Here is a 25727-nt window from a genome sequence, read left to right on the forward strand (position 1 = left end):
AGGGGTTGGAGGGGGCGGAGTGATCGGATGGCCGGCGGGGCGGTGGGCCGGCCGGCCGGTCGGCCGGCCGGCTGGTGGTGCGGTGGTGCGGTGGGGCCGTGGGGCCGTGGGGCCGTGGGGCGGTGGGGCCGTGGGGCCGTCGGGTCAGAGGGAGGGGACCAGCGGGGGAGGGGACGAGGGCAGCCCGGCGAGGGCGGCGTCCAGGCCGCTCTGTGTCCAGCGGCCCTCGTGCTCATGGGTCTCGCGGACGGTCCAGCCGTCGTAGACATCGATCCGCCCGCCGCGGATCATCAGCATCTGGCCGGTGGCCCGGCACTTCTCGGCGGCCAGCCAGGCGACCAGCGGTGAGACGTTCGCCGGGTCCCAGGTGTCGAACTCACCCGCGCGGGCGGCGAGTTTCCCGGCGAGGCCCGGGGTGTCGAGCGTCATCCGGGTCCGGGCCACGGGGGCGATCGAGTTGACCCGTACGCCGTACCGCTCCAGCTCACGCGCGGCCACGACCGTCATCACCGCGATGCCCGCCTTGGCCGCGGCGTAGTTGAGCTGCCCGGGGTTGCCGCGCAGACCCGACCCGGACGAGGTGTTGACGACGGACGCCGCGACCGGCTGCCCGGCCTTGGCCCGCCTCCGCCAGTGGGCGGCGGCATGGTGCAGGGTGGCGTAGTGGCCCTTGAGATGGACCGAGATCACCGAGTCCCACTGCTGCTCCGTCATTCCCGCCACCGTCGCGTCGCGGGTGATGCCCGCGTTGTTGACCAGGACGTGCAGCTCGCCGTAGGCCGTGAGGGCGCGTTCGACCAGCGCCCCCGCGGCGGCGAAGTCGTCGACCCGGCCGGTGTCGGCCACGGCCAGGCCGCCGGCCGCCCGGATCTCCGCGACCACCCGGTGTGCCGGACTCCCGTCCCCGCCGCGGCCGTCCCCGGCGACCCCCGGATCGTTGACGACGACCCGCGCGCCCTCGGCGGCGAGGAGCAGCGCGTGCTCGCGGCCGAGGCCGCGCCCGGCGCCGGTGACGATCGCCACGCGGCCGGTGAGGCTTCCCATGGTGCGCATCCCTTCGGAGAACGGCTTCAGTCGGTGGTGGAAGAGGAGCCGGAGCCGGTAGTGGCCGCCCCGCCCACCGCACCCGCCGCGCGCAGCCGAGCGATGTCCTCCCCGGTGTAGCCGCACCCGCGCAGGACGGCATCGGTGTGCTCCCCGAGCAGCGGCGCGCGCCGGATGCCGGGCTCGGCCCCGCCCGCGAAGCGGATCGGGCCGGCGGCGACCGTGACCGGCCGGTCCAGACCGGGGTGCTCGACCTCGCGGAGCATGGAGCGTGCCCGCAGATGCGGATCGTCGAAGAGCGATTCCGCCGTGTTGACCGGCCCGAAGGGGACCTTTCCCCCCAGCAGTCCGGCGAGTTCGGCGCGGGTGCGGCGCCCGGTCCACTCACCGACCAGCCCGAGGACCTCGGCCTGCCGGGCCACCCGGTCGGTGTTGTGCGCGTACCGGGCGTCCGTGCCCAGCTCCGGTCGCCCCATCACCTCGCAGAGCAGCACCCAGTGGTGGTCGGCGGGCGCGGCGGCCAGCGCGACGAATCCGTCCGACGCGGGGAAGAGCCCGAAGGGGCAGAACAGGGGATGCGCGTTGCCCTCGGGCCCGGGGGCGACGCCCTGGTAGGAGTACTGGTAGACGATCCGCTCGCAGGCGGCGACGACCGCGTCGTACATCCCCACGTCCACGAACCGGCCGAGCCCGGTGATCTCGCGCTCCCGCACCGCCGCGAGTGCTCCGACCGCCGCGAACAGGGCGGGCAGTGTGTCGCCGAGACCCGGACCGGCCTTGACGGGCGGGCCGCCGGCCGGGCCGGTGATCCCGAGCAGGCCGCCCATCGCCTGGGCCACGATGTCGTAGCTCGGCCAGTCCTGGATCGGGCTGACACCGGTGCGCGGGTCGCCGAAGCCCCGGATCGCCGTGTAGACCAGGCGCGGATTGATCGCGGCGAGCCGCTCGTAGCCGAGGCCGTGCCGCTCCATCACGCCCGGCCGGTAGTTCTCCACCAGGATGTCGGCGGTGGCGGCGAGCCGGCGGATCACCCCGGCGCCGCCGGGCTTCGTGAGGTCGACGACCAGGCCCTGTTTGTTGCGGTTGACGGACTGGAAGTACCCGCCGTACGCCTGGAGTCCGTCGCCCTCGGCGTACGGCCCCTGGGCGCGGGTCATGTCACCGAACGGCGGCTCCACCTTCAGGACGGTGGCTCCGAGGTCGGCGAGGACCATGGTGCAGAAGGGACCGGCGAGCATCCGGCTCAGATCGAGGACCGTGAGCCCGTGCAGGGGGCCGGGTGAGGACGGCGGGGCGACGGCCATCGTCAGCGTCCCAGCAGCGTGTCGGAGATGATCTTCATCTGGATCTCCGACGTGCCCTCGAAGATCTTGGTGAGACGGGCGTCGCGCCAGTGCCGTTCGACGGCGAAGTCGGTGGTGTATCCGGCGCCTCCGTGGATCTGGAGACCCTCGCTGGTGACCCGCTCGGCCATCTCGCTCGCGTGCAGCTTCACCATCGACGCCTCCAGATTGGACGGCCGGCCGGCGTCGTACTCCGCGCAGACCCTGTGCAGCAGCGCCCGCGACGCCTCGATCCGGGTGGCCATGCCTGCGATCTTGAACCGGATGGCCTGCTTCTCCGCGATCGGCCTGCCGAACTGCACGCGCTCCTTCGCGTAGCCGATCGAGTCCTCCAGCGCGGCCCGTGCCAGACCGATGGCGCGGGCCGCCGTGTGGATGCGGGCGATGACCAGATCGCCCATGGCGATCCCGAACCCGCGCCCCACCTCCCCGACGACCATGCCGGGCTCGACCCGGGCGTGGTCGAACGACAGCTCCCAGGTCCGCCAGCCGTGGTAGCCGATCTTGCGCACGGGGGTGCCGGTCACCCCCTCGGGGAGGGTGCCGCGCTCCTTCGGCATGAGGAAGCAGGTGATGCCGTGCGACCGCCGCGCCGGGTCGACCGGCTCGGTCCTCGCGAACACCTGGAGGTAGTCCGAGCCGTCGGCGAAGGTGCACCACATCTTCTGACCGGTGATCCGCCAGCCGCCGTCCGCGTCCGGCTCGGCGCGGCAGCGCAGATTCGCCACGTCCGAGCCGGCGTCCGCCTCCGACAGGGCGAACGCGCTGAGGAACTCGCCCCGCGCCATCCGGGGCAGATACGCGGCCCGCTGCTCGGCGCTGAACCCGTGCGCGAACTGCTGACCACGGGCGATCAGGCTCGCCACGCTCATCCAGCCGCGCGCCAGCTCCTCCACGACCAGCGCGTACTCGATGACGCCGAGGCCCAGGCCGCCGTACTCCTCCGGGATGAGGATGCCGAAGAATCCCAGCTCGGCCATCTTGCGGCGCAGCTCCATCGGGATCTCCCCGGCGACCGGGTCGAGTTCGCCGGCCACCGGGAGCACCTCCCTGGCGACGAATTCGCGTGCCAGGGCCTGGATCGCCAGCCGGTCCTCGGTGAGGAAGACCTCTGCCGGGCCTTCGGTGCGCGTGCTCATGCGTACGGCTCCCTCGTGGTGTCGCGCCGGGGATCGGCGGAGATGTTCCGGGCGGTCGTGCTCCGGCCGGTGCGGCGCGGACGCGGGCCCGGTGGTGGGGTGGAGGTCCGGGTGGTGGGGTACGTGCGGTGGTCCTCGGGGTGTGGGCGCGGGCTCCGGCGGCGCCGTGCCGCGCTGTGGGGCACGGGGTGTGGGCGCGGGCCCCGGGCTCAGTCGGTGAGCGCCGCGGAGACCGCCGCGGCGGTGAGCCGCACCTGCTGGGCCCACCACGGCACACGGCGGGTGTCGAAGCGGCTGTCCGGCAGGGACAGCCCGATGCCGCCCGCCGGGACGCCGCCCGGACCGGTCACGGCGGCGCCCACGGCGCAGACGCCGTCCCGGTTCTGGCCCCGGTTGACGGCGAAGCCCCTGGCGCGGGCCTCCCGGAGCCGTGCCCTGATGAGGTGCGGCTCGACCAAGGTGTTCGCCGTCAGCCGGGGCACCGGCCGCGCGAGGACCCGCTCCACCTCCTCGTCCGGCATCAGCGCGAGAACGGCGAGGCCGGTGGAGGTGGCGGTGATCGGCGAGGTGGCGCCCAGCCGGTTGTGGGTCCGGACCGGATGACGGCAGTCGACGCGCTCGATCAGCACCATGCGGCAGGGGCCGTCCGGGACCTGGAGCGTGACCGTCTCCCCGGTCAGCGCGCCGAGTTCGCGCATGGGGCCGAGCGCCGCCTCGCGGATGCCCCGCTCCCCGGCCGCCGTCCCGGCGAGGGTGAGCATCCGGGAGGTCAGCGTCCAGCGCGTCTGCTCCTCGTCCGCCGCGCGAATCCAGCCCGAGTCGGCCAGGGCCCGCAGAACGCGCTGGACCGAGGATTTCGGCAGTTCGCAGACCCGGGACAGCTCGCCGACCCCGACGGGCTGGTGCGCGGCGACCGCTTCGAGAATGCGCAGACCGCGCTGGATGCCCTGCATGAGGTCCCCTTTCTCCGGCGGTCCGAGGGTTCGACGGGCCGTTGACCGGCACGCTATGCCGCCCATCGGTACCGGTAAAGCCTTGGGATTCCTTTGGATGTGATAGGCATGGCCTATGGAACGGCGCCATCTGGGCTACTTCGTCGCGGCCGTCGAGGCCGGCAGCATCTCCGGCGCGGCACGGCGGCTGCACCTCAGCCAGCCCTCGGTCTCCCAGGCGATCCAGGAACTCGAACGCGAGCTGCGGACGCCGCTGTTCGTACGGGGACGGAAGCTGACGCTCACCCCCGCGGGACGGGCCCTGCTGGGCCCCGCCCGCCGCACGCTCCGCGGCTTCGACAGCGTCCGGGCGGCGGTCGAGGGGGTGGGCACGCTCGCGACCGGGCAGCTCGATCTCGCCGTCGTCCCCGCTCTCGCGGTCGATCCGGCGGTCCGTGTCGTCACGGAGTTCCGCGCGCGCTACCCCGGTGTCAGGACACGGGTGCGCGAGGCGGCCAACGGAGTGGAGGGGTTCGCGGCGCTCCGGCGCGCGGAGGCGGAGCTGCTGGTCCACGACCATCCGGCGCCCTACCCCAAACACCGCGCGGTTCCGATAGCGCTCAGCGAGCTGATGGTGGTCCTCCCGCCCGGCACCTCGCTGCCGGAGGGCCCGGTCGGACTGGCCGAGCTGGTCCGTCACGACGTGGTCATGGGCGCCGCGGCGGAATCGGCGGTCGGCACCTGGATCACCGTCGAGGTGGCCGCCCTCCAGCTCCCGCCGCTCACGATCGCCGTGGACACCGCCCACCGCGACGCCGTCATCCCCCTGGTCCTCGCGGGCGCCGGTGCGACGGTGCTGCCCGAGCCCGCGGCGCGCGCGGCGGAGGCGCTCGGCGCGGTGATCCGCCCGGTCGGCTTCAACGTGCCGCGTCTGGCGTATCTGTACCACCGGATCGGCGAACTCTCGCCGACCGCGCGGGCGTTCGTCGACCTCGTGGAGGAGCTGGACGGAGCGGAGCGGGTACGCGGGTCATGAGCCCCGCCGGGCCGCCGGGACCTGACCGACGCCCGGTGACCGCCCCGGCGGCCCGTCCGCGCCCGCACCCCGCTCCCGTACCGGTGAAAACCGGACGACAGCGGGGGACGGGGCGGTCTAACGTCCGCGGCCATGGAACCTTCTCTGCGGCGTCCTCCCCTGCGGGCCGACGAGCGCACCGCTCTCACCGGCTGGCTGGAACTCCAGCGTCAGATCCTGCGGTGGAAGTGCGACGGCCTGAGCGAGGCGGACGCGCACCGCCGGGCCGTCCCGACCTCGCCGGCGATGACGATGGCGGGGCTCATCAGCCATATGCGCTGGGTCGAGCACTCCTGGATCGAGGTGCTCTTCCTGGGCGGCGACATGACACGGAACCCGTCCTTCGACACGGTGGACGAGGCGGCCAACTGGCGCGCCGACGGCGTCCCGCTCGCGCGGTTGCTCGCGGAGTACGAGGCCCAGTGCGCCCGGAGCGACGAGATCGTGGCCGCCGCCTCGCTGGACGACATCGGCCGCCACCCCGGGCACCCCTCCGGCAGCGCCAATCTCCGCTGGATGCTCATCCACCTCGTCGAGGAGACCGCACGGCACGCGGGGCACGCGGACATCGTGCGGGAGCTGCTCGACGGGACGAAGGGGTACTCCTAGGTCGTCTCTCTCGGATCGTGCCGGGCTCGCGAGCCCGGCACCGCGCCCCGCCGCGTTGTCGCCAGTCGCCGGTGTTCCGCGTGGGCTCCCTCCCCCGCCTCGCGATCCACGGCACCGGACCCCGCTCACCGATCCGGCCCGATCCGAGAGAAACTCCCCAGCGCCGGGGAGCGGAAGGGCTGACCGGTGGGAAGGACGATCCCCTCGCGGCCGGGGGAGTCACGCGTCCGGCCGCCAGTCGAACGGGAAGTGCTTGCTCGATCCGCCCCGGTACTCACGGGAGAAGTCGAAGCCCTCGGCGCGGTCCTCGCTCACCACACCCCAGGTCGCCACCTGGCCTGGCCCCACTTCCGACCCGGGGGCGTTGATCAGCTGCACCCGGCGCGCGGGGTCCGCGGTGGGGCCGGTCAGGGCCGTGGCGCCCACGCTCACCTGGTCGGAGACGGTCGCGCGCCAGTGGGCGAGATCCGGCGCGGCGTCGAAGTGGATCGGCGCGTACCGCACTCCGCGCACCTCGCTGATCAGTGAGCCGAAAGTGCCCGGCCACCCTCCGGCGTCGCCGCGGAATATCGTCTCCAGGGCGTCCCGCTGCGCCGGTGTCCCCTTCGCGTCGATGTAGAACATCGCCGCCATCGTGGCGTCGGGGTCGTTCACCCACATGTTCCCGGCGAACTCGCCGAGTGCCACCACACCCAGTCCGTCCAGGCGCACCTCTCCGAAGTGCCCCTCGTGGATCTGCCAGACGAGGGTGAACAGGCAGGCGCCGTCCGTCGGCGCCTGCGCGAACGTACAGGGGCAGGGCATCGAGCAACTGCACACATCGAACCACTCGCCCTTGAGGTGCCAGGTCGTCTCGCTCATCGCTGTTCCTCCCTGATTGGTACCCCGGTGGGGTATCCCTCCGGGGAAGGTTAGCCCGCTGCCCGCGAGGGAGTCAAATACCCATGGGGGGTATCCAGTTGCCCTGGGGCCCCCGCCAGGACATCCGGTGCGGCGGCCCGCCGCCGAGGGGCGCGCCGCGCTCGATCGCGTGCCCACGCGCGGTAGGTGCAGATCGGACCCGCCACCGCGCCCGCCGGTCAGGGCGCCGGTGACCGCACGGCCCCGGAGACGCCGCACGTCCTGAGGCCGGCGGCGCCCGCCCCGGGGCCGGCCGGTCCGATCGAGCGCGCCCGCGATCCCCGCGATCCCCGGCACCGGACCCCGCTCACCGGTCCGGCCCGGCCCGGCCCGGTCCGGAAGGGACTCCCTAGGCGTCGGGCAGCGATGCCGCGAGATGCTCCCACGCCGTGTGGACCTGCTCCCCGACGATGCCGAACTGGGTGATGACCGCGACGCACCGCCCGTCCTCGTCGTCGAGTTCGATCGCCGAGGTCGGGCCGTGCGCGGCCGTGGAGCGGACGAGATGGCACGCCCGCACACCCGGGAGGTGGATCTGCACCGAACTCTCCGCGATCGCCGCGAACACCTGCCCGCCGATGGTCTGGTCGGTGACATGCACCCGGCCGCCGCACGCCTGCATGGCGCCCGGGGCGAACACCGCGACCCCGATCGGCAGCCCCACCGAGCAGACGTGCTCCAGCACCTCGGGCACGACACCGGCGTCGATCGCCCGGTGCTCGCCGCGGTACCGGCCGAACGCCCGGCGCCGCGCGGCGCCGCCGTCCACCAGGATCTCGTCGAGCTGGGCGAGCTGGTCGCCGCTCTCCCAGGCCGGTGAGCCGGGGAGGGCGGACGGCGCGGCGGCCGGCGCCGGCGCCAGGGCGTCGACCGTGCCGGCGAGGCCCATCAGGAGACGGTCCCCCTCGGAGAGCAGCCGCCCCTGGTGCACCGTCCGGCCGTCCGCGTCGAACAGGTGCAGGACGACCGCGCCGGCGTCCTCGTCCCGTACGACCACGGCCGAGGCGACAGCCCCGCCGTCCACGCGCAGCGCGATCGAGCCCGGCTGGAGGGCGAACGCCTCGCCGCGCAGGCTCGGAACCGCGTAGCTCCCGGCCTGGTCGATCAGCGCCACCCGGCCGCCGGTCACCGCCTGGACGTACTGGAAGAGCGTCAGACAGCGCGTCAGCTCCGGCATCCGGGCGTCGATCAGCCGCATGGAGCTGCCCCGCCCGCCACAGCGCCGCCCGGACGCGCGCGGGCCGTCGGGGTCCCGCCGCTCGGGATGGTGGTCCGTCATGCTCAGTACACATCCCGTACGTAGCGCTTCGCCCGGCGCAGCTCCGCCAGGTACCGCGTGGCATCCTCGTCACCGCGTCCGCGCTGCTCGGCGATGACGCCCAGCAGAGCCGCCTCCACGTCCTTCGCCATCCGGGAGGCGTCGCCGCAGACATACAGATACGCGCCGTCCTCCAGCCAGCCGTACAGCTCGCGCGAGCGTTCGCGCATCCGTGTCTGGACATAGACCTTCTCGGCCTGGTCGCGCGAGAACGCGAGATCGAGCCGGGTGAGCACGCCCTGTTCGCGCAGCCGGGTCAGTTCGTCCTCGTACACGAAGTCGGTGTGGCGGCGCTGGTCGCCGAAGAACAGCCAGTTCCGCCCGGAGGCGCCCCGCGCGGCGCGCTCGTGCAGGAAGCCGCGGAAGGGCGCGATCCCGGTGCCGGGGCCGATCATGACGATCGGGGCGCTGTCGTCCGCCGGTACGCCGAAGGCGGCGTTCGGCTGGAGGTAGATGCCGACGGCCGCCTCCGCCGTGTCCCCGCCGACCCGGTCCGCGAGATAGGTCGACGCGACACCCCCGTACCGGCGGTCCGCGGTGTCGTAGCGGACGGACGCGACGGTGAGGTGGACGCGGTCCGGGTGGGCCAGCGGACTCGACGAGATCGAGTACTGCCGCGCCTTGAGCGGTCGCAGGAGCGGCAGCAGCTCGTCCGGGCCCGGTGCGGCGGGCCCGGCGGCACGGAGCAGGTCGAGCACGTCCCGGCCCCAGAGCCAGGAGTCGAGGCCGGACCGGTCGCCGCGGGCGACGACCGACGCGAGTTCGCTCGACGGCGCCCGCCCGGCCAGATCGGCGACCAGCTCCTTCGACGGGATGCGGATCTCGCGCCCGGTGCGCAGCACCTCGGCGAGCGGGCCCCCGTCGGTGTCCTCGTCACCGCTCGCACCGAGGTGTTCCAGCAGCGCGCCGACGACCGCGTCGTCGTTCATCGGTACGACGGCGAGCGCGTCGCCGGCCGTGTAGGTGATGCCGCTGTCGCCGAGGTCCAGCTCGTAGTGGCGGATCTCCTTGGCGCTGTCCGGCGAGGAGAGCAGCCTGTTCACCACGAGCCGGGAGCGGTAGGGGGTGCGCCGGTTCCAGGGGGAACGGGTCCCGGGGGCCGGCGCCGGTGCCGGCGCGGGGGCGGGCGCGCCCCCCGCCGCTGTCGCGCCGGTCTCGGCGGCGAGACGGTCCAGGACCGCGGCGGTCCACGCCGCCGCGGGCTCCTCGAAGTCGGCATCGCAGTCGGCGCGGTCGTGCAGCCGGACCGCGCCGAGCTGCTCCAGACGGGTGTCGATGAGCTTCGCGGCCCGGCAGAACTCGTCGTACCCCCGGTCGCCGAGCCCGAGGACCGCGTAGCGCAGCCCTTCGAGCCTCGGCGCGCCCTCGTCCCGGAGCGCCTCCCAGAACAGCCCGGCGTTGTCGGGCATCTCGCCCTCGCCGTAGGTCGAGGTGACGATGAGCAGATGGGACATGGCGGCCAGCCGCTCGGGCGTGATGTCGTCGAGCGCGGTGGCGGTCCCGCCGAGACCTCGGGCGCGGGCCCCGGCGACCAGCTCACCGGCGAGGAACTCGGCGGTTCCGGTCTGCGTACCGAACAGCACGTCGACGGTGCCCGTCACGGCGGGCGCGCCGCCCGCGGCGGTCTCCCGGCGTCCGGCGGCGGCGATGCCCGCGATGAACCCGGCGAGCCAGGACTCCTGCTCGGCCGAGAACGGGGCATCGGCCAGGATGAGGGAGCCGGTCGGAGGCATGAGCGTCACGCGGTCACCGCCCCGGCCGGGGCCCGGTGGGCGGGACGGGCGGCGATGTCGTCGAGGGCGGCGGTCGCGAGGAGTTCGTCGAACCGCGCGGCCCGCACCCGGCCGGCGTTCTTCGCGTTCTGGTGCATGATCCAGCCGTAGGTGCCGGGAGCGTCCACGCTCAGGTTGTTCCGCTGCCGCAGCGCGTGTTTGTAGTCGTCGAGGCGTTTGCCCGCGATGAGCGCGGCGAGTTCGTCGTCGTCGAACCGCTCCAGCGCGCCGCGCAGATACCTCACCACCCGCTGCCTGATGAGGAAGTCCTCCGTGAGCACGAGGCTCCGGACCTCCTCGGCCACCCGGGGGTCGTCCAGACCACTCGCTCCGGGGACCCGCTTCAGCGCGAGGTCCTGGGCGACACCGAGGACCGTGTACGACGACAGCAGCGAGAACATGCCATCGCCGCCCTGGTCGCCGAGGGCCGGGGCCCGGCCGCCGAGCACGGTGCGGCGGTCGCGGTAGTCGGCCTTGAACGCACGGAGCTTCTCCGTCGCGATCGAGGCCGCCAGCTCGTCCAGCAGCTCGGACCGGGTCGCCGCGGCGAGGATCTCGGAGGAGTCCTGGTACAGCAGCAGCGCGCGCGGCATTCCGCAGTACACGTGCCGCCGCTCGGTGTCCCACTCCTCCAGCAGCCGGGCCGCCAGCGGGGAGCCGGTGGCCTCGGCGTGCCACTCCAGGAGCAGCCGCACGGCCTCCTCGTGGAAGGCGCCGTGCGCGGTGTCGGTCACCGGGAACACCCGGAGCGAGTCGGCGCTCACCCGGCCGCCCAGCTCGCCCGACGGGTCGTACTGGTAGAGGAAGCCGCCGCTCATGCCGTTGCCGAGCCCCTTGCCGAAGCCGCCGAGGTTGAGCACGGAGCCGCCGGTCATGTACTCGCAGCCGAAGTCGCCGAGGCCCTCCACGACCGCGGTCGCGCCGGAGTTCCGCACGGCGAACCGGTCACCGGCCTCCCCCTGCACAAACGCCCGGCCGCCGGTCGCGCCGAACAGCGCGAAGTTCCCGATGAGCACATTCCCGCCGCGCTCGGTGCTGCCGCCGCCCGGCGCGCGGACGACGATCCGCCCGCCGCTCTGGCTCTTGCCGACGCCGTCGTTCGCGGTCCCGGTGTGTTCGAGCGTGATGCCGTCGTTGCAGAACACACCGTACGACTGACCGGCGGACCCGGTGGTGCGGATGAGGACGGCGCCGTCGACGAGACGGCGGCGGCCCCGGTCGTCGGTGGCGACCGCGGGCGCGCCGGCGAGACCATCGGCGCCGGGCCCGTGGTTGAGGAGCCGCTCGACATCGATGCCGAGCTGCCCGCCCACCGACTTCGCGCTGTTGCCGAGGCGGACCCCCTCGATGAGCACCGCCGGCTCGCGCCGGTCGACGAGCGCGGCGCGGACCCGCTCGATGAGAGCGTCGTCGGTGCTGAAGTCCTTCTCCGGATACTCCGGGTCCGCCACGGTCCGCTCCGGCACCCGCGCGAGCAGACGGCGGACATCGAGGTGTCCGGCGCTCGCGGGGTGGTCGAGCAGTTGCAGCAGATCGGTGCGTCCCCGGGCGTCGCGCAGGGATCGCAGCCCCAGCCCGGCGAGGATCTGCCGGACGTCGTGCGCGATATTGAGCAGATACTGCGCCAGCGCGCGCGGATCGCCCTCGAACACCTCGGCGTTCGTGGTGAGCCCGGCGGGGCACTTCACATTGCAGTTCTTCGCCATGACACACCCGAGCATCATCAGCGCGGTCGTGCCGAACTCGAAGCTGTCGGCCCCCAGCAGCGCCGAGGTGACGACATCGCCGCCGGTCTGGTGCGCGCCGGAGCAGCGCAGGACGACCTTCTGCCGGAGCCCGTTCGCCACGAGGGCCTGGTGCACCTCGGAGACACCGATCTCCGCCGACCGTCCGGCGTACTTCAGGCTGGTGACGGCCGCCGCGCCGGTGCCGCCGGTGTTCCCCGCGACGTTGATCACGTCCGCGCCCGCCTTGGCGACACCGACCGCGATGGTGCCGATGCCCTCCGACGACACGAGCTTCACCACGACCCGCACCCGCGCCGCCTTGCAGTCGTGGATGAGCTGCGCGAGATCCTCGATCGAGTAGGTGTCGTGGTGCGGCGGCGGGGAGACCAGCTCGATGCCGGGGGTGCCGCCGCGCGCCGCCGCGATGTCGACGGTGACCTTCGGCGCGGGCAACTGCCCGCCCTCACCCGGCTTCGCACCCTGGCCGATCTTGATTTCCAGCTCCTCGAGCATCGGGTCGGCGAGATAGCCCGCCCAGATCCCGAACCGGCCGGACGCGAACTGCTTGATCCGGGAGCCGCGGATCGTGCCGTACCGGGAGTGGTGCTCGCCGCCCTCACCGCTGTTGGACAGGGCACCGACCATGTTCGTGCCGTGCGCGACGGCCTCGTGCGCGGTCGCCACGAGCGCGCCATGGCTCATCGCGCCCGAGGCGAGCGAGCGGGTGATCTCGTGCGCGGGCCGCACCTCGTCCAGCGGCACGCTCCCGGGCGCGCTCGTGAGAAGGGTGAGCAGCCGCGCGGCGGCGCCCACGGCGGTGACGACGGCACCGTCCGGGCCCGCCTCCACCGTGACGACCTCGCCGGGGTGGGCGAGGGCGAGCCCGGCGGCCAGCGCGGTGTGCCGCTCACCGTCGGTGGGCGCGGTGCCGGGCCCGGTCTCCCCCTCCGCGCCGTCCGGTCCCGGAGCGGTGAGACGCAGCCGTGCCGTCACCTCGCCGTCCCGGCGCCCCGGGCCCGCGGGCGGCCGGGAGACGGAGACGAGCATCCCGCGCACGGCGACGCTCGCGTTGCCGGTGGTGGAGAACCGGCCGAGTTCACGCGCGTACTCCTGGGGGGTGCGGGACCCGGTGACATCCGCGGGCAGCGCGAGCACATCGCGGAGCGCGGCCGGGCGGCGCGACCGCTCCTCCTGTGTCGTCCGGAGGAAGGCGCGGTACCCCGGCGTGATCCTGAACGCGTCGATCTCGGCGTCGCTGAGCGCGTCGTACCCGGTGTTCCGGTACGCGGCGTCGGTGATGCCGAACGCGTCGCCGAGCCGGCCGAGCGTGAGCAGCCGCAGCGCGTCCGAGTCGCCCGGCCGGCCGAACTCCGGGCGTTCCCCGGTCATTCCGCCGAAGCCGCGCACCGCCGTGACACCGAACGAGTGCCCGGCGCCGTCCGACCGCTCCTTGAAGAGGCCGAGCAGCGGGATCTGCTGCTCGGTCTGCACCGTGCGGGCCCGCTCGTGCCACTCCGTCGCGGCCCGCGCGACGCGGGCGAACCCGACGCCGCCGACCGGCGCGTCCATGTGCGGGAAGATCCGGGCGAACACATCGTCTCGGGTGTCGAGATAGTTCGGTTCGAAGAACTCGCCGCCGATATAGCTCTCGACGGTGCAGAGACCCACGCGGCCCATGGTCTTGGCGAGCGACTTCTCCACCGCCGCGCGGAACCTGGCCAGAGCCCGGTCGGTCGCGGTGACCTGGCCGGCGGGCGCCGGCGCGCTGGGGTGCTTCTCCTCGGCGCGCAGCCGTGCGCTGAGGCTGTGGACCGCGGAGGCGCCGAAGCCGAGCGCGGTCGCGACATGGTGGGAGGAGGCGAGCTGGCCGCTCTCCGCCACCATCGAGACGCGCAGCCGCAGCCCGGTCCCGATGAGACGCTGGTTCACCGCCGCGACGGCGTGGATCACCGGGATCGGCGCGCGCGCCGAGGAGATGTCCCGGTCGGTGAGGAGCGCGATACCGCCTCCCCGCGCGGCGAACCGCTGGACGTCGTCGCAGAGCCGGTCGAGCGCGGACCGGAGCGCGTCGGCGTTGGCGGTCTCGTCGCCGGGCACCGGGACGTAGAGCATGGCGAACCGCTCCAGCGGGACGATCCGCTGGTCGCGCAGCCGGACCATGTCGAGGTGTCCGAGCACGGGCGAGGAGAGCACGATCTGCCGGCTGGGGGTCCCGGGCGCCCCGGTGCTCCCGGTGCTCCCGGTACTCCCGGTGCCGTCGGGCTTCGGGCCGAGGGCGACCCGCATGCTCATGCCGTCGGCCTCGCGGATGCTGTCCAGCGGCGGGTTGGTCACCTGGGCGAAGCGCTGAGAGAAGTACTTCGCCATGCCGCCCTCGGTGTCGCTCAGGGCGTTGATGGCATGGCCGTACCCCATCGCCGAGATCCGCTCCGAGCCGTTGGCCAGCATCGGGTCGAGCATGAAGCGGAAGCTCTCCTGGTTCAGCGAGTACGCCACATAGCGGCCGGCGAGGGTGAGGTCACCGTCGTATCCGGGCGTCGCCGCGCCGCTCTCGCCCCCGGGTGCCGGCAGGTCGTCGAGGTTCACCCGTGCCGCGCTGAGCAGTTCGGAGTACGGACGGCGCGCGGCGAGGGCGTCGAGCACCTCGCGCGTGCGCATCCGGCGGCCGGTGCGGTGGTCGACGACGAGCATCCCGCCGGCCTCGATGCGGCCCCGGCGCACCACCTCGTCGTCGGGGAAGGCGACCTGGCCGGCCTCCGACGCCACCATGAGGTACTCGGCGGTCTCCACGGTGCGCAGCGGGCGAAGACCGAGGCGGTCGAGCCGGGCGCCGATGGTGTCGCCGTCGCTGAAGATGACGGCGGCCGGGCCGTCGTTCTTCTCCTCGTACAGCGAGAAGTACTCCAGCATGTCCCGCACGGAGGCGGGCAGTGTGCGGTCGTTCTCCCAGGCCGGGGGCATCAGGGACACGACCGCCTCGACGATGTCCAGACCGTCGTCGAACACCCGGCTCTGCAGGGTCTGGTCGAGCCGGCTGGAGTCCGACTGCCCCGGCGGACGCACGATGCTCCGGGTGCGGGCGCGGGCGAGCGCCTCGTCGGACAGACGGTTCTTGCGGTCGGTGTTGAGCTCGCCGTTGTGCGCCATCAGCCGGAACGGCTGGGCCATGGTCGGGTGCGGCTCGGTGTTCGTGGAGAACCGGGTGTGGAAGTAGAGCGAGCGGACGGAGTGGCGCGGATCGCCGAGGTCGCGGAAGTAGCCGATGACCTCGGCGGAGTTGAGCCGCCCCTTGAGCACCTGGGTCCGGGCGCTGAGGGAGAGCGGGTACAGCCCCGCGCGGCTGTCGTCGGCGTAGGCGACGGCCTCGACGGCGAGCAGCGCGCGGTGGGCGGCGGCGTCGACCTCGCCGCGCTCCCAGTCCTCGGGCGCGCGGAACACCCACTGCACGATGGGGAGCTGGTACTTCTCGGCCGCCGGGCGGGCGACGGTGTGATCCACCGGGACATCGCGGACCAGCAGGACCTCGAACCCCTGCTCGGCGATGCTCCGGCCGACCAGGTCCACCGCGCCGTCGCGGCCCTCGGCACCGGCCGGCACGAAGCAGTTCGCCACGCCGAAGTGTCCGGCGCGCAGCTTCTCGCCGGTGATCGCGCCGAAGAACTCCACCGACAGGTCGACACTCACCCCGGCGCCGTCGCCGACGCCCTCGGCGGACTTGCCACCCCGGTGCGGGATGGCGCGGAGCGCTTCGTCGCCCTTGCGGATGACGTCGTGGCTGGGTGCTCCGTCCAGGCGGGTGAGGAACCCGACGCCGCAGTCGCTGTGGTCGCGGGCAGGGCTGTACAGCCCGAAGGGGGAGTGGTTCACATGCGTCCTGTCAGCGAGAATTCCGGCAGCGGACGGCCAGGCTGCGTCGGTGAAGCGCTCGCCGCGGGCGGACCGGTGTGACGGCCGAGCCCTGAGGGGTGTGAGTGAGTACGGTAAGGCTTACCTAACCTTCACCGCAAGTGTGGGGTGGGCGCCGGGGGCGCGGGCCGGCGGCCGGGCCGCCCGGTGGGCGCGGGTGCGGCCGAAGTGGCGCCCGTGGCGGCGGTGGTGCGGCGAATCCATTCATTCGGGGGGATTGGCGTTCTCGCGGGACCGCCGGGTGGCGCCCCCGCGTGATGATGCCCTCACGGAACAGCCGTCCGACGGAACACCGCGTGTGGGGAGCCCGCCATGACCGGCCAGGACCAGGAGATCACCGGAGAGGACGCGGCTGCACCGGACGCCGCCGCACAGGAAGCGGCCGAACCGGGCGCCGCCGGGGAGGGCTTCGCGGGGCCGGATGCCACCGGACCGGGCGCCGTTGAACAGGGCGCGGCCGGGCCTGATGCCCCCGGACAGGACGCCGTCGGAGAGGGCTCCGCCGGGGAGGGCTTCGCGGGGCCGGATGCCGTCGAACAGGGCTTCGCCAGACCGGGCGCGGCCGGGCCCGAGGCCCCTGGTCAGGGCGCCCCCGAACCGGACACCCCCGGACCCCGCACCACCCGTCAGGATCACACCGGAACCGACGGAGAGCCGCTGGACCTGGCCGACCATGAGCTGGTCCGCGATCCGTTCACCGCCTACGCGCACATCCGCGAACGCGAGCGGATGGTCCGGGGACGGGTACGGGGCGTCGACCTCATGTGGGTCGCCACCCGCCACGACGACATCCGCACGATCATGAGCGACCCCCGCTTCACCATCGACGCCGAGACCGTCCCCGGTGCCCCCGTGGCGCACCGCACCGAACAGACCTGGCAGGCCCGCGGCCTGTACCCGGGGCACGAGAAGTATCTGCGCGCCGGAATCTTCGACGCGGACGGCGCCGACCACCGCCGGCTGCGCGGACTGGTCACCGCCGCGTTCTCCCCGCGCCGCGTGGCCGCCCTCCGCCCCCGGATCGAGGCCATCGCCGCCCGGCTCCTCGACCGTCTGCCGGACCACGCCGAGGACGGCGTCGTCGACCTGGTCGAGCACTTCGCCCGGCCGCTCCCCATCACCGTCATCTGCGAACTCATCGCCGTCCCCGAAGCCGACCGCGACCGCTGGCGGGCCCGGAGCGCCATCCTGAGCGCCGGGGTCTGCGGCGACGAGCTGGGTGAGGCGCTCGCCGGCATGCTCGACGACGCCCACGCGCTCATCGACCACCACACCACCCACCCCGGCGGCGACCTGATCTCCGAACTCCTCGCACCCCACCACCGCGACCGGCTGACCACGGACGAGCTGGTCGCACTCATCACCAACCTGGTGGTCGCCGGGCACATCACCACCGTCAACCTCATCGCCAACAGCACCGAGGCGCTCCTCGCCCACCCCGACCAGCTCGCCCTGCTGCGCGAGGACCCCACCCTCATGCCGTACGCCGTCGACGAACTCATGCGCTACTGCGGCCCCGTCGTGCGCGCGCTGCCGCGCTACGCCACCTGCGACACCACCGTCGGCGCCACCCCGGTCCGCACCGGTGAGGCGGTCCTTCCCATCGTCTCCGCGGCCAACCGCGACCCGGCCGCCTTCACCGACCCCGACCGCCTCGACCTCGGCCGCACCCGCCGGGGCAGGGAACCCCACCTCGGGTTCGGCCACGGCGCGCACCGCTGTCTGGGCGCGCACCTGGCCCAGGAGGAGACCGCCGTGGCCCTGGCCGCGCTGCTCGACCGCGCGCCGGATCTGCGGCTGGCCACCGACCCGGGGCGGCTGACGCGCGGCACCAATCCGGTCAACTGGCACCTGCGGGCCCTCCCCGTACGCCTGTAGCCGGCGCGGCCCCGGCCCGTGCGCGCCCGCGGGCCGGGTACGCCCCCCTCCTTCGACGACGGGCGAGGGAGGGGCGGACGCACGACGGGAGGATCGGCCGGATCGGGTGGGGAGCGGGACGCATCGGACTTACTTCGATAACATGATCGAATTATTGTGATAGTCCTGACCGTCCATGTCTCATCTGGATCGTGCCGCCCGGCACGAAGAATGACCTTCCCGTCAAGATCAAAAACAAATCGGCTGAACATTGATACGTGTAATATCGCGCTTCTTCTCACGAATAGGCGGCGGGGCCGCACGGGCCTCATGGTGTCGGCCCCGGGTGATGCTGTGGGCCGCGGCGGGCGTGGTGACCCTGCTGTTCCTTGTCGCCCTCGAACTGGCCGCGCGCCGCTACGACCTGCCGGGACCCATCGCCCATCAGGCGCGTGAGGTGATATTCGTCCCCGCGTCCGGCCACCTGCTCTACGCCAGCATGGCGTTGATGATGGTGGTGCTCACCTGGCGCCAGAGATTCATCGCGGTCGGCGCCGCGGTCGGCATCGATGCCGTCTTCGCGCTGGTGCGCTGGGCGCTGGACGCCGAGCAGGGGTACGGCAACGGCACCCTGTGGGTGATGCTGGGCTGTGCCGTCATCGCCGTGACCCGGCGCACCGGCCAGGAACGGGCGCTGCTGCTGAAGGGCGTCGGACTGGGCCTGTTGCTGGTCGCGGGCCGCAAGACCGGCGACACCTGGCTGCTGATCACATCGAAGACCCGCCCCGAGGTGCTCGACCAGTACGTGGCGACCGCCGATCACGCGCTGGGCAACCCGTCGTGGCTGGTGGGCCGGATGGTCGAGGCCACCGGCTCGGTCGGTGCCGGAGTTCTCGACTGGGTCTACGTCAAGCTCGCGGTCGCCGCGGTCGTCTTCGCGGTGTACCAGCTGCGCCATGTGGCGGCCGAGGGCCGGTTCCCGGGCCACCATCTGGTGCGCACCTTCCTCGTCATCGGTCTGCTCGGCCCGGGCATCTACATGGTCTTCCCCGTGGTCGGCCCGATCTTCGCCTACGGAGTCGACGGCGGACCGTGGGCGGTGGCCGATCTCTGGCCGAACACCAAGCCGCAGATCACCACCCCGCAGCTCATGCCCTTCGACGAGATCACCCCGCGCAACTGCATGCCCAGTCTGCACACGGCGTGGGCTGTAGCGATCTTCATCCACTCCCGGACGGGACCCCGCCTGCTGCGGTACGCGGGTACGTTCTGGCTGATCGCCACGCTCGCCGCGACGCTGGGATTCGGCTACCACTACGGTGTGGACCTCGTCGCCGGTGTCGTCTTCACCCTCACGATCGAGGCGGGACTGCGCTCGCTCGACCGTGGCTGGGACGCGGCGGGGGTGCGGATGGTCGTCTTCGGCCTGGCGGTCTTCGTCGCGATGCTGGCCTCCTATCGCTATCTGCCGATGGAGATGGCCGCATATCCCTGGGTGTCCGGACCCCTTCTCCTTCTGGCGATGGCCTCGGTGATCCATCTCTACATACGGACCACCCGCCGGTGGGAGTCGAAGCCCGCACCGGCTCGCCAGCCGAAAAAGCAATTCGAACTGGTTTGAGCGATTCTCCTGGATGGGCCCGTGGCCGGCGTGACGGTCACGGGCCCATCTGTCGTTTCCGGAGGCGGTGAGGCGGTGGCGGTGAGGTCCTGGGCCGTCTCTCCGGACCCCGCTCACCGATCCGGCCCGGCCCGGCCCGCCCCGACCCGAAAGGAACTCCCTAGCCCATGAACTGGTCCCGGGTGGGGGCGGGGGCGGGGAGGGTGCCGGAGTTCCCGGGGCGCAGGCCGTCGAAGACCAGGGCCAGATAGCGCTGCCAGAGGCCGGGGGCCTCCTCGCTGACGCTGAGGACGGCCTGCGAGGCGGCGCTCAGCAGCAGCACGATGTCGAGACCCGTGATGTCCTCACGGATCGCCCCGGCCCGCTGCGCCCTGGCGGTGAGGGTCCCGGCCACGTCCGCGAGGCGTTCGCGGGAGGCCCGGACGGCGGATTCGCTGCGGGAGAGCGCGGCGGCGGCCTGGCAGAAGGAGCGGTCCCGGGCCTGGATCTCCGTACCGATGGTCATGAACTCGAACAGCGCCCCCGCCGGGTCCTCCGACTCGGCGAGCCGGAGCCCGGCGGCCACCAGTTCCTCCAGGCGGTCGCTGAAGATCTCGGCGAGCAGCTGTTCCTTGGTGTCGAAGTGGCGGAAGACCGTCCCCTTGCCGATTCCGGCCCGGGTGGCGATGCGGGTGATCGATACATCCATGCCGTTCTCGGCGAACTCCGCCGCGGCGGCGTCCATCAGCAGGCGGCGGTTGCGCACGGCGTCGGCTCTCGTCATGTCCCCCATCGTACATAACCGGACCGATCGGTCACATTGAGGGAGGGTAACCGGACCGCGCGGTCATGTTGTGCTACGGTTCAGAACATGACCGAGCGGTCCGGTTGTGAGGCCGGGGCGCCGCGTTCATCACCGTGCACCATCAGGAACGAAAGGAATCAGTCATGGACATCCGCGGTTACGAGACCGGACCGATCAAGGCGGAGGCGGCCTTCACCTCCGACTTCCCCCTGGATGACCGCTACTCCACCCAGGACCTCGTCGACATGCTGGAGCGCGAGCGCCCCAACATGGACATCCGCCCGGGGATGCGCCACAAGTACACCCCGCTGCGCTTCGACCCGGCCACCGGCGTCACGTACATCGGCGGCCGCTACCTCTTCGACACCTGGGAGAACGTCCTCGACTACCACCACTTCACCAACGAGGAGCTGTTCCCGGAGCCCGGTGTGAAGTTCTGGTCCCGCTTCCCGGGCGTGGACAAGCACTACTGGAAGGTCACCGGCGCGCACGACTTCAAGCCGATGGCCACCGCGCACCACGTCAACCGGTTCGAGCGCTACTCCTTCACGGCCGAGAACGCCGAGCCGCTGCTGGCGGAGGTCTGGCCGGCCGTCCGCGACGAGGCGGAGAAGCAGGATCTGTCCAGCGTCTGGCTGATGTTCCAGCCGGAGGAGAAGCAGATCGGCATCCTCACCGTCGCCGCGAAGACCGACGACGCCGACCAGTCCACCGCCGTCTCCCGGGGCCTGGAGCGCCTGGAGCGGGTCGAGCCCTTCGGCCGCTTCCTGCCCGAGCGGGTCGGCGCCGCGCCGCTGATGGACCGGACCAGCCTGATCATCTCTTCCTGGCTGCCCGAGTCCCGGGCGCTGGGCGGGGCGCACTCGTCCTTCGACGTCTCCCCGCCGCACCCGGAGCCGCGGATCTGATCACGGCCCCCGGACCCGGCCGGCGGGCCGTGGTCAACGGAGCCCCGGGCACGGCCGGCCGGCCCGCCGCCCCTCTCTCCGTCCGGCCCGCCGTGCGGTTCTCCGTCCGGGGCGGCGCGTCCGGGGTGCTCGGCGCCGTGCGCGGGAGCCGGCTCGCCGGAAAGGCCGTCCCGGACCTGTCCCGACGAACCAGCCACGGCCCGCCGGGCCGCCCACGGGCCCGGTTCCGGTTCCGGTTCCGATCCGTCACCGGAACCGGGCCCTCCGACCCACCCCCCCGCGCGGGGCCGCCCCGGCTCCCCGCCCACCCCTCCGGCGACCTGGCCGAGACCGACCCGTACGGCACCTGCACCGCCCTGGTACGGGCGCTCGCGCCGTTCCGGATCGCCTACCTCCACCACGGCGAGACGGGCACGGAACTGGACACGGCGGTACGGGAGCTGTGGCCCACCGCGCTGATGGTGACCCCTCTCCCGGCCGGCCGCGACAAGCCCGGGGCCGCCGCCCGCTCGCTCGAACGCGGCGCGGATCTGGTCTCCTTCGGGCGGGACTTCCTCGCCAACCCCGACCTGGTCACCCGCTGCCGCGCCGGCGCGCCCCTCAACGAGGCCCGCCCGACCGGCTTCCACGGCGGCGGCGCGGAGGGCTACACCGACTACCCCGCCCTCGGCGACCGTCCGGTGCCGGGTCCCTGAGGCGCCCGGCCCCGGCGGTGACGGCCCCCGCCGGGGCGGGGCGGATGCCGGCGGGGCCGCCGCCTCCCGGGAGCGGCCCCCGCCTCAGCCGAGCCGGAGAGCGCCGGCCAGTTCGCGCCAGGCCGGGGTGAGCGCCGCGATGCCCTGGCCCCCGGGCGAGAGCGCCTGCAGGCTGACATGGTCCGCGCCGGCCGCCAGGAACTCCTCGATCCTGGCCGTGGCGCGCTCCACGGAACCCAGGGCGAACAGGGAGTCCAGCAGACGATCGCTGCCACCGTGGTCGAAGTCGCTCTCCTGGAAGCCCAGACGGATCAGATTCCCGGTGTAGTTGGGCAGATCCAGATAGAAGGAGAGCCCCTCGCGGGCGGTGGCGCGGGCCCGTTCCAGATCGGTGTCCAGGACCACCTTCAGCTCCGGGGCGAGCAGCGCCTCCGGACCGAGCAGGGAGCGGGCCCGGGCGGTGTGCTCGGCGGTGACCAGATACGGGTGGGCGCCCAGCGCGCGCTCGGCGGAGAGGCGGAGCATCCTGGGCCCGAGGGCCGCCAGGATGCGGTTCCGCGCCGGTACGGGCTCCGGCGCCGTGTCCAGCTCGTCGAGATAGCCGGTCATCTTCGTGTAGGGCTTGGCGTACTGGGGGGTGAACCGGTCATGGCTGACCCCGAGGCCCAGCACGAACCGCCCGGGCGCTCTCTTCTCGGTCTCGGCGGTCCAGGCCGCCAGATCCCGTGCCTCATGGGACCAGACGCTGATGATCCCGGTCGTGACCGTGACGCGCTCGGTGGCTTCGAGGACCGTGGTGACCGCGTCGAGCGAGGGGCTGGCGCCGATCCATATGGTGCCGTACCCCAGCGCCTCCAGTTCGGCGGCGGCCTCGGTGATCTGCGTCCGGTCCCCGGGAGCCGTCGAGCTCAGCGCGGAGGTCCAGATGCCGATACGGCCCAGTCGGGCGGATGCGGGAGATGTCATGCACCGTCAACTCCCGCCGTGCCGCCGCTCATTCCCCGATCGAGAGGATTCCTCGGCCGGTTCACCCGCCCGGCGGTGCGGGCGCCGCGCGGAGGGAGGCGTACCGCGTCCGCACCCGGTCGGTTCGCCGGTGCGGCGCGGGCCGCCCGGCCGACCGCCGGGGCCGTCTCCCGTGCCCGGTCCGCGACCCGGTTGTCAGTGCCGGGTGGAAGACTGCGGGTGTGATCGAACCGAACCCGAAAGCGGACCTCCTCCGCTATCTGCAGGACGGGCGCGACGCCCTGCTGTGGAAGCTCGAAGGACTCTCCGCATACGATGTCCGCCGGCCCCTGACCCCCACGGGCACCAACCTGCTGGGGCTGGTCAAGCACGTCGCCGGCGTGGAACTGGCCTACCTGGGGGACACGTTCGGGCGGCCGTTCTTCGACGGCCCGCCGCCATCGTGGTGGTACACGGAGGACGCCGACCACAACGCGGACATGTGGGCCGCCGAGGACGAGTCGCGCGAGGAGATCGTGGGGCTCTACCGCCGGGCGTGGGAGCACTCCGACGACACGGTGAGGATGCTCGGGCTCGACGCGGTCGGTCATGTTCCCTGGTGGCCCGAGGAGCGCCGGGAGGTGACCCTGCACCACATCCTGACGCGGGTGATCTCCGACACCCAGCGCCACGCCGGCCACGCCGACATCCTCCGTGAACTCATCGACGGAGCCGTCGGGTACACGCGGGACAAGGACGACATGCCACCGGGCGATCAGGCGTGGTGGCAGGCCCACCGGGACCGGCTGGAGCGGGTGGCGCGGCAGGCCGATGGCTGACCCGGCGCCGATGACCGCTCCCGCGCCGGTGGAGGTGATCGACGGCTGGGAGGAGGCGCCCGTCGTCGCGGGGGAGGAGCTGCTGGCGCTGCCGGGGTTCTGGGCCGCCCATCTGCTCTGGCTGAGCGGGACGGAGGAGCACGACCCCACCCTGAGCTGGTTCGGCGTCGACGGGGCCGACGCCGACGCCGCCTGTTCCGCGCTGAGCGACGAGGACCGGTGGCCTGTGTTCCGGATTCCGTTCGCGGGCGGCCACACCGCGATGGTCCTCTGCTGGAATCTCCCCGACGACCCGGGAACGGAGTATGTGATCACCCACCCGGGGTGGGGCCGCCGCCACGCCGGCCTGGCCACGGTCGGCGGTCACTCGTCCGGCCCGGGCCTCTCCTGGCGGGAGCTGCACCACATCGCCCGCACACCGGACCTCACCGCTCCGGGCGTCCACGCCGAGTTCGCCCGTCTGCTGCTTCTGCTCCCGGCTCTCGGCGACCAGGACCTCCCCGGGGAAGCCGTGGGCGTGGTCGGCGGGGCACTGCTGCACGCGGGCCTTCCGAAAGAGCTGGTTCCGTCCCTCGCGCGCGTGCTCCTCACGGACCACCCTCTGTGGGAGCCGGCCGCATGGGCCTTCCCGTCCGCCTCCCCGCTCTCGGGCGGCCGGGAGCCCTTTCCCGGAATCCTGCACTGCGACGGGCTGACGAGCCCCCGGTGCGGTACCCATCCCGCCCGGGGCATCGGCCGCGAGCAGAGCGACCGGCTGGCCCGGGCACTCGGCACCTGGCCCACCGCCTGAACGGCGCTGTCCGGCCGACGACCGGGAGCGGCTCCGGGAGCGGCCCCGGGAGAGGCGGGCCGCCGCTGCCGTCGCGGCCGGACTCGCCGGGCCGGCCGCGACCGCCGTCAGGACGTGCGTACCGCCATCAGCAGCCCGCTCGCCCATGCCAGACGGACGCAGCGGAAGTCCTCGCGCTCGTCCAGCTCGGCCAGCAGACGCCCGACGGAGGCGCCGTGGCCCTCGGGCCAGCCGGGCTGGGGGAAGAGGTCGTCGATCAGATAGGTCCCGCCGGGAGCCACGAGTGCCAGGGCCCGGTCGAGGTCGGTGAACTTCCCCGGCCAGGTGTCCGCGAAGACGAGATCGAAGGGAGGCCCGTCGAAGTCCCGCAGCCATGTGCCGCCGTCCCCGGACACGAAGGTCACCCGGGGGTCGGCGCCCAGCTGCTCCCGGGCGAAGGTCTGGACGGCGGGGTCGAGTTCGACGCTGGTCAGGCGGGAGCCGTGGTCCATGCCGCTGAGGAGCCAGGTGGTGCCCTCTCCCACCCCGGTGCCGAGTTCGAGGATGCGGCCCGAGGGCCGGGCGGCGGCGAGGGCCGCCAGCAGGGCTCCCGTGCGGTCCTCGCTGGACATGATGAAACCCGCCGCCTCCGCCTGGGCGCGCAGCGCGGGCAGGGCGGCAGGGATACGGCTCGGTGTGTCGTCCATCCGGTGATGATGCGAGGACCGTGCTCTCCCGGGCAAGGTCATTTCCGTGCGCCCCGGGGTCCGCGCGGGCCACACGGGCGTACGGGGCAGGTCACACGGGGGTACGGGTCAGCTCCACCAGCCGGGTGACGGTGTTCCAGTTGCGGGTGGTGGCGATGATGCCCCGGAGCAGGTCCGGCCGGGCGAGCGCCTCGGCGAGACGGGAGCGGCCCAGCCCGTCGGGGGTGTGCAGATACAGGGCCCGGTCGCCGGGGCGGAACGCCTCCGGGGCGAAGGAGGCGGCGTCCAGGGAGGCCAGACGGTCCGGCGCGGGGTCTTCGGAGAGGAAGGTGACGTGGAGCTGCCGGCCCTCCAGCCCGGCGGCCGGGAAGGGGCAGCCGGCGGCCACGGCCGCGAGGTAGTCACCGTCCCGGACCAGACAGTCCACGCCGAAGCCGAAGTGCTCCTCGATCGCCCGCCCGAGAGCCGCCGCCAGCTCATCCTCGTCGGCGGCCGGGGTGCTGAAGAACGCGTTGCCGCTCTGGAGATGGGTGGCGACGTCCGCGTACCCCATGTCGGAGAGCAGGGAACGGAGTCCGGCCATGGGGACCTTCCGGTGGCCGCCCACGTTGATGCCGCGCAGCAGGGCGGCGTACCGCTTCGTCGTCATGGGGGACCAGCGTAGACGCTGGCCCCCGGGTGAGGAGGCGACACCGGCGCGGGGGCGACCCGCCGGGCGGCCGTCGGGCCGGTTCGCCAAACGCCCCCTGATGCCCGCTTCCCGCGCCCTCGGAGCGGGAAGGAACCACCCGGCACGGCCCCGTGCGGGAGGCCGGGCGCACCGGTGCTCGGCATGGC

Annotated in this window: 20 protein-coding genes; 8 read left to right on the forward strand and 12 right to left on the reverse strand. The window is 73.2% G+C overall.

Annotation, left to right across the window (positions count from 1 at the left end; all coding sequences use genetic code 11):
* Positions 1–144 precede the first annotated feature (144 nt).
* From ACWCRA_RS28590 to ACWCRA_RS28605, 4 genes are all read right to left on the reverse strand, one after another.
* A complete protein-coding gene (locus ACWCRA_RS28590) occupies positions 145–1044 on the reverse strand; it encodes an SDR family oxidoreductase (protein ID WP_451068963.1) in 900 nt (299 codons plus the stop codon).
* A gap of 26 nt (positions 1045–1070) precedes the next feature.
* Positions 1071–2348 carry a CaiB/BaiF CoA transferase family protein gene (locus tag ACWCRA_RS28595; RefSeq protein ID WP_451068964.1) on the reverse strand — a complete coding sequence of 426 codons (1278 nt, stop codon included), beginning with the start codon at positions 2346–2348 and terminating at the stop codon, positions 1071–1073.
* Positions 2349–2350: 2 nt separating this feature from the next.
* A complete protein-coding gene (locus tag ACWCRA_RS28600; protein ID WP_351551087.1) occupies positions 2351–3526 on the reverse strand; it encodes an acyl-CoA dehydrogenase family protein in 1176 nt (391 codons plus the stop codon).
* A gap of 209 nt (positions 3527–3735) precedes the next feature.
* Positions 3736–4479, reverse strand: a complete 744-nt coding sequence (locus ACWCRA_RS28605; protein WP_351551084.1) for an IclR family transcriptional regulator — start codon at positions 4477–4479, stop codon at positions 3736–3738.
* Positions 4480–4594: 115 nt separating this feature from the next.
* Between ACWCRA_RS28605 and ACWCRA_RS28610 the strand changes: the two genes are divergently transcribed.
* Positions 4595–5494 carry a LysR family transcriptional regulator gene (locus ACWCRA_RS28610; protein WP_351551081.1) on the forward strand — a complete coding sequence of 300 codons (900 nt, stop codon included), beginning with the start codon at positions 4595–4597 and terminating at the stop codon, positions 5492–5494.
* Between the two features lie 132 nt (positions 5495–5626).
* Positions 5627–6142 carry a DinB family protein gene (locus ACWCRA_RS28615; protein WP_351551078.1) on the forward strand — a complete coding sequence of 172 codons (516 nt, stop codon included), beginning with the start codon at positions 5627–5629 and terminating at the stop codon, positions 6140–6142.
* A gap of 219 nt (positions 6143–6361) precedes the next feature.
* Here the strand turns inward: ACWCRA_RS28615 and ACWCRA_RS28620 are convergent, their stop codons facing one another.
* The 4 genes from ACWCRA_RS28620 to ACWCRA_RS28635 form a co-directional block, all read right to left on the reverse strand.
* Positions 6362–7003, reverse strand: coding sequence for a DUF1326 domain-containing protein (locus ACWCRA_RS28620; protein WP_351551076.1), 642 nt, complete (start codon positions 7001–7003; stop codon positions 6362–6364).
* 388 nt (positions 7004–7391) lie between these two features.
* A complete protein-coding gene (locus ACWCRA_RS28625) occupies positions 7392–8321 on the reverse strand; it encodes a hypothetical protein (protein ID WP_351551073.1) in 930 nt (309 codons plus the stop codon).
* Positions 8322–8323: 2 nt separating this feature from the next.
* The gene (locus tag ACWCRA_RS28630) at positions 8324–10093 is read right to left on the reverse strand and encodes a sulfite reductase subunit alpha (protein ID WP_451069011.1); all 1770 of its coding nucleotides are present in this window, start codon (positions 10091–10093) and stop codon (positions 8324–8326) included.
* 5 nt (positions 10094–10098) lie between these two features.
* On the reverse strand, positions 10099–15726 hold the full coding sequence (locus ACWCRA_RS28635) for a glutamate synthase-related protein (RefSeq protein WP_451068965.1): 5628 nt from the start codon (positions 15724–15726) through the stop codon (positions 10099–10101).
* A gap of 351 nt (positions 15727–16077) precedes the next feature.
* Here ACWCRA_RS28635 and ACWCRA_RS28640 point away from each other — a divergent pair, with 351 nt between their 5' ends.
* A complete protein-coding gene (locus ACWCRA_RS28640) occupies positions 16078–17643 on the forward strand; it encodes a cytochrome P450 (protein ID WP_451068966.1) in 1566 nt (521 codons plus the stop codon).
* A 328-nt stretch (positions 17644–17971) separates the two neighbouring features.
* On the forward strand, positions 17972–19243 hold the full coding sequence (locus ACWCRA_RS28645; protein WP_351551157.1) for a phosphatase PAP2 family protein: 1272 nt from the start codon (positions 17972–17974) through the stop codon (positions 19241–19243).
* A gap of 160 nt (positions 19244–19403) precedes the next feature.
* Here the strand turns inward: ACWCRA_RS28645 and ACWCRA_RS28650 are convergent, their stop codons facing one another.
* Positions 19404–20006 carry a TetR/AcrR family transcriptional regulator gene (locus ACWCRA_RS28650; RefSeq protein ID WP_351551064.1) on the reverse strand — a complete coding sequence of 201 codons (603 nt, stop codon included), beginning with the start codon at positions 20004–20006 and terminating at the stop codon, positions 19404–19406.
* 164 nt (positions 20007–20170) lie between these two features.
* Here ACWCRA_RS28650 and ACWCRA_RS28655 point away from each other — a divergent pair, with 164 nt between their 5' ends.
* Entirely contained in the window at positions 20171–20935 is a 765-nt protein-coding gene (locus tag ACWCRA_RS28655; protein WP_451068967.1) for a hypothetical protein, read from the forward strand.
* A gap of 29 nt (positions 20936–20964) precedes the next feature.
* On the forward strand, positions 20965–21630 hold the full coding sequence (locus ACWCRA_RS28660; RefSeq protein WP_451068968.1) for a hypothetical protein: 666 nt from the start codon (positions 20965–20967) through the stop codon (positions 21628–21630).
* 84 nt (positions 21631–21714) lie between these two features.
* Here ACWCRA_RS28660 and ACWCRA_RS28665 read toward each other — a convergent pair whose 3' ends face one another.
* A complete protein-coding gene (locus ACWCRA_RS28665) occupies positions 21715–22596 on the reverse strand; it encodes an LLM class F420-dependent oxidoreductase (RefSeq protein ID WP_451068969.1) in 882 nt (293 codons plus the stop codon).
* A 221-nt stretch (positions 22597–22817) separates the two neighbouring features.
* Here ACWCRA_RS28665 and ACWCRA_RS28670 point away from each other — a divergent pair, with 221 nt between their 5' ends.
* Together ACWCRA_RS28670 and ACWCRA_RS28675 are read left to right on the forward strand one after the other, a co-directional pair.
* Complete coding sequence (locus ACWCRA_RS28670; RefSeq protein WP_351551052.1) at positions 22818–23414, forward strand: DinB family protein; 597 nt, start codon at positions 22818–22820, stop codon at positions 23412–23414.
* A gap of 10 nt (positions 23415–23424) precedes the next feature.
* Positions 23425–24204, forward strand: a complete 780-nt coding sequence (locus ACWCRA_RS28675) for a hypothetical protein (protein ID WP_451068970.1) — start codon at positions 23425–23427, stop codon at positions 24202–24204.
* A gap of 107 nt (positions 24205–24311) precedes the next feature.
* Here the strand turns inward: ACWCRA_RS28675 and ACWCRA_RS28680 are convergent, their stop codons facing one another.
* Together ACWCRA_RS28680 and ACWCRA_RS28685 are read right to left on the reverse strand one after the other, a co-directional pair.
* Positions 24312–24890, reverse strand: a complete 579-nt coding sequence (locus tag ACWCRA_RS28680) for an O-methyltransferase (protein WP_451068971.1) — start codon at positions 24888–24890, stop codon at positions 24312–24314.
* A 91-nt stretch (positions 24891–24981) separates the two neighbouring features.
* A complete protein-coding gene (locus tag ACWCRA_RS28685; RefSeq protein WP_451068972.1) occupies positions 24982–25539 on the reverse strand; it encodes a DUF1697 domain-containing protein in 558 nt (185 codons plus the stop codon).
* Between the last annotated feature and the right edge of the window lie 188 nt (positions 25540–25727).

It is taken from the genome of Streptomyces sp. NPDC001889, assembly GCF_053594535.1.